This window comes from Streptomyces sp. NPDC002265 (assembly GCF_040296125.1).
Classification (GTDB): Bacteria; Actinomycetota; Actinomycetes; order Streptomycetales; family Streptomycetaceae; genus Streptomyces.
On record NZ_JBEOWS010000272.1, the window covers coordinates 1 to 13,513 of the forward strand.

Here is a 13,513-nt window from a genome sequence, read left to right on the forward strand (position 1 = left end):
GGCGGAGCTCTATCGGGTAGACCGCACCACGGTCACCCGCGCGATCCGCGAGATCCGTCCGCTGCTGGCGGCCCGCGGCTTCGCCGTTCCCGGCCAAGCCGGGCCGTCGCGCGTACGTCTCGGGCAAGAAGAAGATGAACACCAAGAAGGCGACCGCCGTCACCGACGGTGAGGGACGCACGCTGTGGGCGGGGGCGTTCCGCCCCGGCCGCATGCACGACCAGACGGCGCTGCGGACCGAGGGCATCGCCGACCTGTTCGAGCGGTTTCCCGAGGTTAAGGCCAAAGCCGACGCCGGGTACCGGGGCCTGGCCAAGGAGTTTCCCAACCAGGTCCAGGCCCCGCCGCTCAAGCTGAAGAAGAACGCAACACTGGAGGAGGCCGCCACCTGGGACGCGGAACGTCACCAGCAATGCTCGGAACGGATCTGCGTAGAACACGCCAACGCCGAGCACAAACAGTGGCGAACCCTCCAGCGGTTTTTCGGACGACGCGAATACTTCGAGGAGACCTACACCGCCGTGGCAGGTCTGGTCTCCGACCGCGCCGCCGAGAGGTGAACACCCATCAGCCGAACCGTCAGGCCGGCACCCCAGCCCCCAATCGCGCACCACGTCGTTACAGCGAGTGCGGCGGCGGGAGCCTGTGGCGCATCGTGCGCGCAGGTCAGGTGCCGTCCGGTGCCTGCGCCGGGCGTGAGCGGACCAGCGGATCCGATGCACCGTGACCACGCCCAGGCCCTCGCGCTCACCCTCGCTGTGCTGCTCCTGACCGACCGGCGTGCTGCTGATGTGCTGCCTGGTGGGCCCGGTCACCACGTTCGCCGCCGTGACCGTCACCGCTCATGCCGCACCCGGCTTCGCCTGCCACCCGGCACTGCGCCGCGCGGTCCGCCAGCTCCTGCGCGCCCTACCCGGCGCCTGAGCGGCTGTCAGGCGCAGGCCGGGATATGCCGCTCGCTGAGCAGAGTGTGCACCCGATATTCGACGGCGTCGGGGATCGGCCGGACGGCCTCGACGCCTTGGCCCGCCCGTTCGCGGAGGGGCCTGCCCAGCTACCGCCTGCCGGGGAGACGGGGCAGGCCCCTCCGCATCCCATGGTGATCACCGCGTCCGAGGACTGCACGGCCTCCGTGGTGAGGATCTTCGGTGTCTGGGCGGAGGTGTCGATGCCGGCCTCCTTCATCGCTTTCACGACGGACGGGTTGCCGATCGACTGCCACCCCCATCACGGCCGCACCCGTCGTGCGGGGCGGGTCAGGCGCTTGCGTAGACGCGGCCGACGAATTCGGCGACCTGGGTGTCGGTGAGGTTCTTCGCCAGGTTGGCCTCGGTGATCATGCCTACCAGCTGGTGGCCGCCCTTCACGTCGATCACCGGGATGCGCTTGATCCGATGCTGTTCCATGGCCTGCAGGGCGTCCGCGGCGTCCGCGTCCGCGTCGATCCAGTGAATCTTGCTCTGCATGCTCCCGGCCTGCACCGTCGACGGATCGATTCCCTCGGCGCAGCACTTGATGACGATGTCACGGTCGGTGATCATCCCGACCAGCTTGTTGTTGTCGCCGCAGATGGGCAGCGCGCCGACCTTCAGGTCGCGCATCATCAGCGCCGCATCCTTCAGCGACTGGTGGGCGCCGACGCATTGTACTCCGCCCGTCATGATGTCCCGGGCCCTCAGTTTGCCAGCCATGAATCCTCCCGCTGGTCGCCGCATTCATCGAGACGTCGGGCGCTGACGTGTGCATAGTCCCCAAGGCGCCCCTACCTCGATGACACCACGGAGGAAGCAAGATCGCTTCTGGGGCTGGCGGCGCTCCTACGCTCGATCTTCGTCGGGTGACAGCCGGTGTGATGGAGGATCGCTGCCCTCAGATGTGGAGGTCGGGCGGGGTGCCGTATCCCGTGGCCGAGGAGGAGGCTGACCACTCGGCGCGGCCACCGCGAAGCTGGCGTACGCTCTGGGCCTGCCGACGGCCGGCCCGCCTACCCGCAGGTGGAGCGGACCTCACCGCGATCGCCCAAGGTGTCCTTGACCTGCTGCACCACGCGGGCTGCGTCGTCCGGGTTGTTCACTACGTCCGTGTTGTTCATGTCGATGACGAGAACCTCGCTGGCCGAGTAGTGCTGGTGCACCCACTCGTCGTAGCCGGACCACAGCGTCCGGTAGTACTCGACGAGACCCTCGTCCTGCTCGAAGCCCCGCCCGCGCAGCCCGATGCGGTTCAGTACCGTCTGGAAGTCAGCCTTGAGGTAGACCATGAGATCAGGTGCCTTGCGGTAGGGCAGGTCCTCGATCTCGCGCATCATCTCGTCGAGCAGGCCCTCGTACACCTGCATCTCGAGCGAGCTGATACGGCCCAGGTCGTGGTTGACCTTGGCGAAGTACCAGTCCTCGTAGATGGACCGGTCGAGGACGTTGTCGCCCTGTTTGTACGCCTCCTTGATCGAGGCGAACCGGGTCCGGAGGAAGTAGAGCTGGAGCAGGAAGGGGTAACGCTTCGCCTGTATCTCCTCGGGGCTCGCCGTGTAGAACAGCGGGAGGATCGGGTTGTCGTCCACGCTCTCGTAGAAGACGTGGCTGCCCAGCTCCTCGGCGAGCAGCTCGGCGACACTCGTCTTCCCGATCCCGATCATGCCTCCGACGACGATCACCGACATGCCTCTCTTCCTCCGGGGGCCTGGCCGTCGGCGAGGTGCCGCCGAGGCCTGGGCAAAGCAATGGGCCGCTCCGGCGGCATGGCGGCACCCATGGTGCGACGTCGAGACGGGTGTACCACGGCCCACCGGTGGAGCCCGACATATCGTAGAGGTGGATTCCGCCGGCAAGCGGGTTTTGTGTGCCGAGCTGCCCGTGACACTGCTCTCGCTCGGCCGGTGCCATCGGCCCTGTTGCAGGACCGGGAAGCAGATAACGGGGGGCGCGGCGCCGATGGCGAACAGTGAGCCGACTCAGATCCGTGGGGCGGGATCGGCGTCGTCTGTCACTGGTCGGTCTCCGGGGTCGGATCGTCCCAAGCCGTCGCCGGTCGTACCTCCTTGCTGCCAGGGCCCCGCCCGAGCCGTGCCAGGGCCGCCGTCACGAGGGCGGCCGTGCCGGTCTCCAGCGTGAGGCGGACGCTCGGCAGGTAGCGGGGCGAGTGGTTCGCGGGCAGCGCGCGGAGCTTCTGCGCGGCACCGGTGCCGGGTGCGGCCGACCATTGCGCGAGTCCGGTGGAGCCGAGCATCCAGTAGGCGCCGCGGATGCCGGGCCGCCCGTGGAGGCGGGCACCGGCGCCGGTCAGGAGTGGGAAGTCCTCGGTGGCTGTGGTGCCCGGCCACCCGGTGACCCGGCCGGCACCGAAGCGCGCCCGATGGGCGTCGCGGACGGCGGCGGCTACCTCCGGGTCGGGGAGCGTGACACCGGAGCGGGCGACCGGGGTGACGGTGGCCCGTGGCGGCAGGGCGGCGGCCGAAGCCTCGGCGCTGACCACGCGTTTTATAGCGGCGACGGCCCGGTCGAGGGCGGCCTCTGTGAACGCACGTGCGGTGAGGCGCAGTTCGGCACGGGCGGCGATGACATTCCCGGCGTGCCCCGCGTTCCCTGTGTGCAGCGAGGACGCCGTGACGACGAGCCGTTCCGCGGGGTCGGCCTCGCGGGCCACGACGGACGCGAGCCGCGTCACCACACCGGCAGCGGCCAGCAGCGGGTCGGCAGCGAGGTGCGGAGTGGCGGCATGGCCGCCTTCGCCCTGGAAGACCACCTCGAGCGTGACGCTGCCGGCCAGCACGGGCCCGTCGGCGTGCGCCACCATGCCGGCCGGGAAGGGCGCGGTGTGTTGGGCGAGGACCTCGTCGGGCGGGGTGATCCGCTCGTACAGGCCGTCCTCCAGCATGGCCCGGGCGCCGCTGAGTGTCTCCTCGGCGGGCTGTCCCACGACGAGGAGCGTGCCGCGCCAGTGGTCGCGCCGGGAGGCGAGCCAACGGGCCGCGGCCGCCGCGCACGCGAGGTGGGCGTCGTGCCCGCAGGCGTGCATGACCGGGACCGTGCCGCCGTCGGCGCCGGGCGCGGTGACGGTGCTGGCGTAGGGCACGCCGGTGTCCTCGGCGACGGGCAGGGCGTCGAGTTCGGCGCGCAGGAGCACGGCGGGACCGTCGCCGTTGCGGAGTTCGGCGGCTACGCCGTGACCGCCCACGCCTCGCAGGACGCGGAAGCCGTCCGCGCTCAGCCAGTCGGCGAAGCGGCCCGCGGTGCGGCGCTCGGCTCCGGAGAGTTCGGGATGGCGGTGCAGGTCGAGGTACAGCTCCGCGGTGGGCGTCAGCAGCACGGCGAGGCCGGGGAGGGCGGGCGTGGCGATGTGCGCGGCAGGGTCGGCGGGCCGGCCGAGGTCCGGGCTGTGGCTGTCGGTGTTCATGGTGGGCCTCCTGGGAGGGGTGTCAGCGGGGTGACAGCGGACGGCGAGGGTGGTGACGGCGGCGCCGCGTAGAAAGGGAGGTGCCGCAAGGCCCTGAGTCCCAGGGGGCGTTCGGTGTACCACCGGGCGGGGTGGTCCCGTTCCGCCCGGCGTCACGTTCCGGCTACCAGAAGGAGTCGTCATGGCTGACAACACCCTTGCCTCTCTCGCCCAGGAGATCCTGGACCTCGAGTCCGAGACCTTCGAGATCACGGACTACTCGGACGCCAGCGAGGTCATGCTCGGCTCCTCCACCAGCTGCTCGTCCACGAGCACCTGCTCCAGCACCACCAGCACCACCTCCTGCACCGCCTGACGTCCGCTGTTCGGCTGCGAGGGTCCCTGGCGCGTCCGCGCGCCGGGGACCCTCGGCGTGTACGGGCCCGGGCGCGCGGCGCACCGGCGCCACCGCCCGTGACGTGCGCCCGCCGCCGTCAGGGAAACGGGTGGGGCACGAGCCGCAGGTCGCCGTTCCCGAGCGGCGCCGGCATCAGGCCCGCATGGTGCGGGGCGGTGCGCAGCCGCGGCATGTGCAGGGCCCGCTGGCGCAGCCACCCGAAGTCGATCGGCAGCAGCCCGGGAGCGAGCGTGGCGACCGTGCGCAGCCCCATGCGGCGCTGCTCGGGCGTGGTCTGGTCGACGGCGATCACGTCGCACCCGGCCGAGACCAGCAGGTCGCGCAGGAGCAGCAGGTCGTCACGGAGGTCCCCGGTGCGGGGCCGCCGTTCCTGCCATCCGCCGAACAGCTCGGCCAGGGGCGCCACTCGGGGTGGGGCGAGGTAGCTGTCCGCGTGGTGGCGCACGGCCGGCAGCCCGAACAGTGCGGCGTGGTCAGGCAGTCGTTTGACCAGTTCGAAGTCCTCGGCCATGGCGACGAGTTCAGCGGGTCGCTCGGCGACCTGCCGGGGCAGGTGCGGGATGTAGGTGAGGATTTCCGAGATCGCGGACTCCACGGCCGTCTCCGGGTCGAAGGACGCGCCGGCGGCGAACGCCAGGGTGCCGGGCCCCTCGTCACGGCGGACGGCGAGGCCGGTGACGACCGGCAGCGGCAGGTCGACCCGGTTGTCGAAGACGTGGACGTCGTAGCCCTGGAGGGCGGCCCGCGCCACCATGGCCCGTACCCGGGGGCCGCGCACCGAGCCCAGGTCGATCTCCGGCAGCGGCAGATTGCCGTACCAGCCGAGCAGGAAGGCGTCCCGCTCGACGAGTTCCAGCAGGCCGAAGAGGATGGCCTCCTCCGGGGAGCCGCCGGTGGCGCAGCCGTTGGAGCATTCGAAGACGAAGTTGTCCTCGCGGGTTCCGGCACTGTAGTAGACGAGCCGGGCCGGGACGAGCACCGGCCGTTCGTCGCGCAGGGACCAGCCGGTGACCCACGGCATCGGCCGGGCCGGGTCGAACGGTTCGACCATCGGGTCCTCGGCGTAGGTGCGCGGTCCGTACAGGCCGCAGGCGCGAGGGTCCAGGGCGCGGTCGCCGAGTTCGTCGAAGGAGGCCGTCACGACGGGGGCGCGGTGTCGGCGGTGGGTGCCCGCGTAGCGTTCCAGCCCCTCCAGGAAGGCCAGATCGCGGCTGCGGGCGAAGGAGTTGGCCTGGCCGCTCCACGTGACGTCGGTGAGTCCTGCGTAACCGCGCATGAAGACACTGCCCGCGACGGGCGCGGTGGTGGGCGAGGTGACGTCGATCCAGGTGCCGCCGCCGAGCACCCCGCACACCGGGTTGGCGAGGCCCTTCACGGGCAGCGGGTAGTCGTCGGGACGGCGCAGCCGGTAGGCGTCCGGGTGCGGCTTGGGGCGGGCGCTGAGTGGTGCCACCTCGGCCTCCCGCGCGGCCCGCCGGGCGACCTGCTCGGTGAGCGGGCGGCAGTGCGGGCACATCGGCTCCGGCACCAGGGGGAAGGTCCGCACCCGCAGGCTTTCCAGGTCGAGTTCGGTGACCCGGGGGAGGCCGGCGTCGGGGCCGTCCGGGGCGTGCCGGGCGGCGCCGGAGGCGATGAGCCGGTGCAGCGACCAGACCGCGTCCACCGCGTGGTCGGGCAGGGCCGGCCAGCGGCCGGCCGCGGTGGTCTCGGAGCCGGTCTCCAGCGCCTCGCGTTCGGTCCGGGTGCGCAGCCGCTGCCGGCGCATGGCCAGGCAGGTGCCGCAGGCCGGCCCGGCGTCCGCGCCGTCGCCCCACGGGCCGAGCAGTACGGCCTGTGCGGTGAGGTGCACGGCGGCCGTGTGCGCGGGTACGGCCTGGCCGGAATCCTCGCCGGCGTCGCCTAGGACGTCGGTGTCGCCGATCCGGGACACGTCGGGAGCGGGCAGGCCCGCGGCCCCGGCGCGGGCCGCCAGCCGGGCCTGGAGGTCCGCGCGGGCGGCCTCCAGAGGGAAGAGGACCGCCGCGGGGGCGGTGACGGTGGTCATGGCCGGTTGCTCCAGCGGAAGATCCGGGTGGCGATCAGTCCGAAGACGGCGGCGAAGACGGCGAGTCCGGCGCAGTCCACGCCGATGTCACCAAGGTCCCCGCGGCCGCCCATGGCGTCGGTGAGGCCGTCGTTGAGGTAGTGCAGCGGCAGCACCTTGGCGACCGTGCGCAGCCAGCCCGGCATCAGGTCGTCGGGGAAGAACGAGCCGGACAGGAACGCCATCGGCACCATCACGATGTTGGCGATGGCGGCGACCGCCTCCGGGGTGTCGGCGATGCTGCCGACCACCAGACCCATGGCGAGGAACGCGGTGACGCCCAGCACCAGCAGCGGCAGCGCCGCCCACCACGGCCCGTTCAGCCGCAGCCCGAAGAACGGCAGCAGGGCGACGGCGGTGAACAACACGGCCTGCACGAGGGCAACGCCCATCGCGACCGTCCAGCGCGAGGCAAGGAGGGTGCGCAGCGGGGTGGGGGAGCGCCAGATGAGGCGCAGCACGTCGTCCCGGCGCCACTGCATGAGCGCGAAGCCGACGGAGAACACGGCGGCGTTGCCGACGCCCCAGGACAGGACGCCCGGACCGATGTAGTTGATGGAGGACAGCCCGCCGTCCACGTGCTGGCCCCGGAAGATGAGGCCGAAGAGGACGAGGAAGGCGAGGGGGAAGGCGAAGGTGAAGAAGAGGGTCGTCTTGTCGCGTACGCTCGCGACGTAGGTGGCCCTGGTCAGTGCGGCGTACGCGCTCAACGGTGGTGCTCCGATCCGGTTCCGGTCAGCTTCAGGTAGGCGTCCTCGAGGGTGGCGGTGCGGACCGTGACCGTGGAGATGTCCACGAGGTCGCCGAGGGCGGTCAGGACGCGGTTGGCGGCGGTGGTCTCGATGACGAGTTCGTCGCCCTCGACGGTGGCCCGGTCGACCCCCTCCAGTGCGAGGGCCTCCTTCGCGGTGAGGTCCGCGGCAGGCAGCAGCAGCCGGGCGGGTGCGGCGAGCGAGCGGATGAGGCTGCGGGGCGAGTCGAGCGCCACGAGCCGCCCCCCGGCGATGATCGCCACCCGGTCGCACAGGGCCTCGGCCTCGTCGAGGTAGTGGGTGGTGCAGATGATGGTGCGGCCCTCGGAACGCAACGAGCGCAGCAGGTCCCACAGTTCGCGCCGGGCCTCGGGGTCGAGGGCGGCGGTCGGCTCGTCGAGGAAGATCATCTCCGGTTCGTTGAGCAGCGCGGTGGCGACGGCGAGCCGCTGCCGCTGGCCTCCGGAGAGGTGGTCGATCCGGGCGTTCTCCTTGTCGGTGAGGCCGACGCGCTCCAGCGCGGTGCGCGCCACGGCCGGGTCCATGCCGTAGAGCGCGGCGACGGTGCGCAGGTGCTCGCCCGCGGTGAGCCGGGCGAAGAACGCCGACGCCTGGGTCTGCACGCCGATGCGGGCCAGCAGTGCGGTGTCGCGCGGCCAGGGGCTCCTGCCCAGGACGGTGACGGTGCCGGAGTCGGCCTCGCGCATCCCCTCGACGATCTCCACCAGGGTGGTCTTGCCCGCGCCGTTGGGGCCGAGGATGCCGAAGAACTCGCCGTGCCGCACGGTGAGGGAGACGCCGGCCAGGGCCGTCACCTGCCCGTACCGCTTGGTGACGCCGTCCAGGACGACGACCGGCTCGGTCTTCGTGCCGCCGGGGACGGCCTCGGTCTGCGTGTCGGGTCCGTTCATCTCGCCTTTCCTTGGGTGCGGTGACGGTTCCGGGACGCCGGCGGCGTCCTCGGTGTCCGCCCGTGCCGCGGCGCATTGCCCCGGCACACGTTCGATGGGTACGGCGGCGGGCCGGGCCCGCCGTCCGCCGGGGGCCGCGGTGGGAACCGCCGCCGGGGCCGCTGTCGGGGTGGCCGCGGGTGCCGTGTTGCGGCGGGCGCGCAGACCCCGGCCCAGCGTGCCGAGCGCCCACAGCAGCAGGAGGGCACCCAGCACCGCGGGCGGCAGCAACCAGGCGAACACCGCCAGGTCGTCGGGCAGGACGGTGCGCAGCGCCGCCCCGCACAGCACGAGCAGCGCCGCGCACTGCACCGCGGTGAGCAGCGCGAAACCTCCGTACACCAGGCGGAGCCGGGCGGAGTAGGCGCCCAGGCGCGGGCCGCGGCGCAGCGGTGCTCGCAGGACGAGCGCCACGAACGTGCGGCTGCCGGCCGCGAGATCGGTGATTCCGAGCGCGTGTCCCAGCGCCTTGTAGCCGTCGAGGGGCGCCAGCGGCAGCAGGTTGACGAGGCCGGAGACCGTGCCGAGCAGCAGCAGTGCGCCGAGCGCGGGCCGCGCGTCGGCACCGGACGGCAGCAGCGCCCACACCGGATAGAACGGCACCAGGAACAGGACGTTGGCGAGGACCCCGGCGCAGGCGGTGGCCACCTTGCGGCCGCGGCTGCCCAGGAACTGGACGTCCTCGATCTCGCAGTAGAGATAGGTGGCGCCGAGGATCCAGCGCAGCCCGATCTCGGTGACCCGGCCGTTCCAGGCGCGCGCGGCCAGGCCGTGGGCCAGTTCGTGCAGGGCGAGGCTGCACCACAGCACGCAGCCGACCGCGAGCAGCAGCACGGGCTGCCGGGCCGTCTGCCCGGTCTGTCGCCACAGGGTGCCCCACTCGACGGCGACGGCCACCAGCAGCGCGACGGCCAGCACGAAGAGCACGGCCAGTGCGACGGGCCGCCGCAGGGGAGCGGTGGCGCGGTGCAGCCGGTCCATCAGCGCGGGCGCGTCGGCCACCAGCCGGGTCCGTCCGGCCAGCAGCCCGTTCGGACGCCGGACCTGCGGCGCGGCGGCGGGCGACGCGGCAGGCGCGGGGGCGCCGTCGAGGAGGCCGCGGCCGCGCAGCAGCCGCAGTATCTGCCCCCACTGCGCCTCGCCGAGGCGGGTGCCGAACTCGCCGGTGTACTCCCGGCCGATCTCCTCCAGCGTGCGGGTGCCGTCCAGGCGGGTGATGAGGAAGTGCTCCTTGGGACCGACCTCCATGCGCTGTCCGGTGCGCGGGTCCTTCAGCAGGTGGATGCGGGCCACTCCGCGTACCAGGCTCGGGCCGGCCACGATGTCCGGGCGGATACGTGGCCGGGCCGCGAGGAAGACGTCAGCGCTCATTCCGCGCCGTCCGGGGATCCGTCGCGCAGAGCGCGGGCGAGCACGTAGGAGAGGAACGCCTCATCGCGGATTGTCATGCTCAGCCGATTGTTGGTCATGTGCAGGTACGGCGAGAGCAGCATGGGCAGTGCCTGCGCGGGGTCGGTGGCGTGGATGTCCCGGGTGCCGTCCCAGGAACGGAACGTCAGCTCACCGGCCCGCGCCAGTGCGACGGCGCGGTCGCGGAGTTCGGCGCAGTGCGTGGCCCAGCCGCGCAGGAACACCGGAAGCCGGTGCGGCTCGCCCGTGGCCACCGCCTCACGGATGTGCCGGAACCGCTCGGGCAGCCGGTCGCCCATCGCGTCGTAGGCGCAGTCGTAGCCCTGGTCGGCCGTGAACGTGGTCCCGCTGAACGCCTTGTTCCAGAAGGTGTGGTAGCTGTCCAGGAAGCCCAGCAGGGATTCGTCGTCGGCGAGGAAGGTGCCGGACATGACCATCATCAGCTGGGCGGACAGTCCGAGCAGCACGGTCCGCAGATGCAGGTTCATCGTGCGGGTGGCCTCGATGACCAGGTCGCTGGAGTGCTGGAAGTGCCACTCGGCCAGCTCGATCCCGGCGGGTCCGCCGTACTTGCCGAACTCTGGCTCGTAAGGGCGTTCCTCGAAGGAGTTGTTGGGCCGCAGCTTCATCCGGCCGTCCTCGCCCAGGTACCCGGCGCGTTGCTCCTCGCTGTACTCCAGGGTGAAGAGGGTCTCGTAGAGGTCGGCGAGGAAGCCGGCCTTGACCTCGTACAGGGCCGGGCGCCCGCGCAGGAACTCCTCCAGCACGGCGCTCGTCCGCTCCCGCACCAAGTCGGCGTCCGCGGCCCGCCGCGGCTTGAGCCGCAGCCGCAGGTGGGGGCCCTCCAGCCAGTAGTTGATGAAGAAGTACCCGTCGAGCAGGCCCTCCTCGGTGAGGGCGTCCACCAGCGGCCTGACGCAGTTCAGCAGCAGCGGGCGGGGGCTTGCCGCGTAGAAGACGTGGACGGCCAGCCACTCGCCGGGAGCGTCGCCGACGGCCTCGCCGGCGGTCGTGTCGAGGGAGCTCGCGCCGGGGGCGGGGGAGGGGAGGGGTGCGGTCATCGGGTCGCTTCCTCTTCGGGCAGGCCGGCCGGGCCGGGCAGCATCTCGACGGCGAGTTCGGCGACGTGCCGGCCGTGCGGGGAGGTGACGTACAGCTCGTCCTCGCCGGGGAGCATCTCCTCGAAGACGCACCGGGCGCGTCTGCCGGCGAGGAGCCCTTCGAGGGCGGTGAGCGACAGGGGGCTTTCGAAGTCGACGTACTGGGGCTTGGACCCGCCGAACCAGGCGCCGCCACTGTCCTCGCCGTCCGCGGCCTCCTCGTGGACGGTCGCGAAGACCCGGCTGGGCAGGCCGTGCCGGGTGCGCCAGCGGTGCCAGGCCAGGTACCAGTCGCTGTCGGTGGTGCCGGGGGCGCGCTGCGGGAGGCGGCCGTCGGCGGCGGTCCAGGAGCGCCGCTGGAGGACCAGCGAGTGGTGGCGGACCCGGGGCCGCCGGGTGACGCCGTTCTCGGCGGCCCCGGCCGGTACCCCGCGCCACACGTCCAGCACGGAGCGGGCGGTCGGGGAGAACAGCAGCAGGGTGCGCGGGATTTCCGGCAGCACCATGGGGACGAGGTAGCCGAGGTAGAGCGGGACGACCTCGCGGTCGAGGCGGCCCGAGCGCAGGATCAGCCGGTCGCCGGCCTCGTCGTGCACGGCGTACAGGTCGTCCAGCTGCAGCCGCGACTCCTTGGGAGCCGTGCTGTTCTCACCGGGACAGACGATCTCGTAGTCCGTCAGGGTGCCGTGCAGGTTGAGGTTGGTGGTGGCGGCACCGGCGGTGATCTCGGCGAAGACCGCGCCGGGCGGGCACAGCCGCCGCAGTTCTGCGCGCAGCGCCGCCGTCAGATCCGGGCCGCCCCCGCCGTCGAAGCAGTGGGTGAAACGGGTGAAGGGGAAGCACAGGCCGCCGAAGGAGTCGTTGAGGACGGCACGCAGCTCGCCGTCCCGGCGTCCCGGCTGGAGGAAGTGGCTGTAGGGCTGGAAGGCGGACGCGGCGCCGCCGAGCGCCACGGCCACCGCGTCCACGGTGGCGTCGTCGACGACGAACTCCTCGGCCTCGGCCGGGAGTCCGGCCCAGCCGGTGCGCATCCGGGCGGTGAGCGCGGCCCGGGCCCGGTCCAGGGCGGTGATCTCCGCCATGCCGAGCCAGTTCTCCTCCGGGGCGTGGCTGCCGTCCGGGAGGAAGTCGTCCTTGGTGGCGGTGAACTGGAGGTACTGCCGGAAGATGTCCTCGTGGAAGTCGTGGACCAGGCGCAGCAGGTCGTCGCAGCGTCCGCCGCGACCGTAGCGGGCGAGGAAGAAGCCCTTGAGGGTGAGCCGCTGCGGTAGGGCCACGTCGAACGCGGGCAGGACGCGGCCGATCGACCGCAGCGGGCCGGCCAGGGCGGTCCACTCGGTGAGGTCGGCGGTGGTGGTGCCGGCCGAGACGTCCTCGTAGAGCAGGGTCTGCGGCAGCGTGGGGCGTTCGGCGCCCAGCTCGCTCTGAAGCGCCGTCAGGTCGGCGCGCAGCTCGGTGAGCAGGGTCCGGCGGGTCTCCAGGTCCGCCGCCGGGTAGCGCTCGACGATACCGCCGGGGCCGTCGAGACGGGCGGCGAGCGCGTCGGCCCACGGGCGGTCCAGCGCCCGCAGCGCACGCTGGAAGGCGCGCAGCGGGTCGCCGCTGTGCACCCCGGTTTCGAGACTGGGCAGCTGGAGCATGCCGAGGTCGCGCAGGGCGGTCAGGTAGTGCTCGGCCTCCTTCGGGCCGGCGCCGGTGGTGGTGGTCAGCCAGCGAGCCAGGTCGCCGTGGCGCAGGGTGCCCTCCTGGCCACGCAGCAGGGCGAGCATCCCGTCGAGGGTGCCCTGCCTGCGGAGGAAGAAGAGCCGGTCCTGCGCGGCGTCGAAGCTGACCGTGGCGCTGTCGTCACCGGCGCTGACGGCCCGCTGGACGTAGCGGACGCGGTCCTCGTCCAGCTTCCAGCCGGAGGCCAGGGTCACCGGTAGGTCGGCGCGGCGCTCGGGGTCCGCCGCGACGAGTTCGGAAAGCCTGGTCAGGACGACGACGTTGAGCCTCGGGTGACCTTCCCAGTCGGCGCCGACCGGCGTGGCGACCGGGGTGAGGGCCTGCCCGGCAGCCTGCGCGCCGTCCTGGCCCGCGCTTTCGAAGTCGCCGAGGGCGATGCCCGTCAGGGTGCTGAACGGGCTGGTCTTGCACGCGGTGCGGTACAGGTAGGACAGCAGCGAGCGCTCCATCTTCCTGGCCCGCTTGCCGGGTACCGGCGCCGGGTCGGCGGCGAAGGCGTCGAGCCGGTTCTCCAGGGTCGGCGAGGCCAGCAGCAGGCCCCGGCGCAGCCGGTCGTCGCGGGCCAGGTCGCGCAGCGCGGCACGGGTGCGGGCCAGCGCGGCCGTGAGGACGGTGCCGCCCTCGGCGCGCAGGGCGATGAGCATGCCGCCGACCTGCAGGGTCGTGGTCACGATCAGCGGTTCGGCGATGTTGGGCAGGATGTG

General features: G+C 72.4%; 10 protein-coding genes and 1 pseudogene. 2 read left to right on the forward strand and 9 right to left on the reverse strand.

Annotation, left to right across the window (positions count from 1 at the left end; translation table 11 throughout):
- Positions 1 to 134 precede the first annotated feature (134 nt).
- Positions 135 to 560 (forward strand): transposase family protein, encoded by a 426-nt coding sequence (locus ABT085_RS34055; RefSeq protein WP_351616862.1) that lies wholly within the window; start codon positions 135 to 137, stop codon positions 558 to 560.
- A 371-nt stretch (positions 561 to 931) separates the two neighbouring features.
- Here the strand turns inward: ABT085_RS34055 and ABT085_RS34060 are convergent.
- The 4 genes and pseudogenes from ABT085_RS34060 to ABT085_RS34075 all read right to left on the reverse strand — a co-directional run.
- Positions 932 to 1,206 (reverse strand): annotated as a pseudogene (locus tag ABT085_RS34060) (low molecular weight phosphatase family protein); the annotation flags it as partial.
- A 50-nt stretch (positions 1,207 to 1,256) separates the two neighbouring features.
- Positions 1,257 to 1,691, reverse strand: coding sequence for a CBS domain-containing protein (locus ABT085_RS34065; RefSeq protein WP_351616865.1), 435 nt, complete (start codon positions 1,689 to 1,691; stop codon positions 1,257 to 1,259).
- Between the two features lie 293 nt (positions 1,692 to 1,984).
- Complete coding sequence (locus ABT085_RS34070; protein ID WP_351616868.1) at positions 1,985 to 2,659, reverse strand: deoxynucleoside kinase; 675 nt, start codon at positions 2,657 to 2,659, stop codon at positions 1,985 to 1,987.
- A gap of 323 nt (positions 2,660 to 2,982) precedes the next feature.
- Positions 2,983 to 4,392: an amidohydrolase gene (locus ABT085_RS34075; RefSeq protein ID WP_351616871.1), complete on the reverse strand. Its 1,410-nt coding sequence runs from the start codon at positions 4,390 to 4,392 to the stop codon at positions 2,983 to 2,985.
- A 181-nt stretch (positions 4,393 to 4,573) separates the two neighbouring features.
- Between ABT085_RS34075 and ABT085_RS34080 the strand changes: the two genes are divergently transcribed.
- On the forward strand, positions 4,574 to 4,747 hold the full coding sequence (locus ABT085_RS34080; RefSeq protein WP_031179489.1) for a thiazolylpeptide-type bacteriocin: 174 nt from the start codon (positions 4,574 to 4,576) through the stop codon (positions 4,745 to 4,747).
- Between the two features lie 118 nt (positions 4,748 to 4,865).
- Here the strand turns inward: ABT085_RS34080 and ABT085_RS34085 are convergent, their stop codons facing one another.
- From ABT085_RS34085 to ABT085_RS34105, 5 genes are all read right to left on the reverse strand, one after another.
- Positions 4,866 to 6,833 carry a TOMM precursor leader peptide-binding protein gene (locus tag ABT085_RS34085; RefSeq protein WP_351616874.1) on the reverse strand — a complete coding sequence of 656 codons (1,968 nt, stop codon included), beginning with the start codon at positions 6,831 to 6,833 and terminating at the stop codon, positions 4,866 to 4,868.
- Positions 6,830 to 7,582, reverse strand: coding sequence for an ABC transporter permease (locus ABT085_RS34090; RefSeq protein ID WP_351616877.1), 753 nt, complete (start codon positions 7,580 to 7,582; stop codon positions 6,830 to 6,832). Before ABT085_RS34090 ends, ABT085_RS34085 begins: the two co-directional genes overlap by 4 nt.
- Entirely contained in the window at positions 7,579 to 8,535 is a 957-nt protein-coding gene (locus ABT085_RS34095) for an ABC transporter ATP-binding protein (RefSeq protein WP_351616887.1), read from the reverse strand. Before ABT085_RS34095 ends, ABT085_RS34090 begins: the two co-directional genes overlap by 4 nt.
- A 1,406-nt stretch (positions 8,536 to 9,941) precedes the next feature.
- Positions 9,942 to 11,045 carry a lantibiotic dehydratase C-terminal domain-containing protein gene (locus ABT085_RS34100; RefSeq protein WP_351616880.1) on the reverse strand — a complete coding sequence of 368 codons (1,104 nt, stop codon included), beginning with the start codon at positions 11,043 to 11,045 and terminating at the stop codon, positions 9,942 to 9,944.
- Positions 11,042 to 13,513: lantibiotic dehydratase (locus ABT085_RS34105; RefSeq protein WP_351616883.1), on the reverse strand; the 2,472-nt coding region annotated here is incomplete at its 5' end. The genes ABT085_RS34105 and ABT085_RS34100, both read right to left, overlap by 4 nt.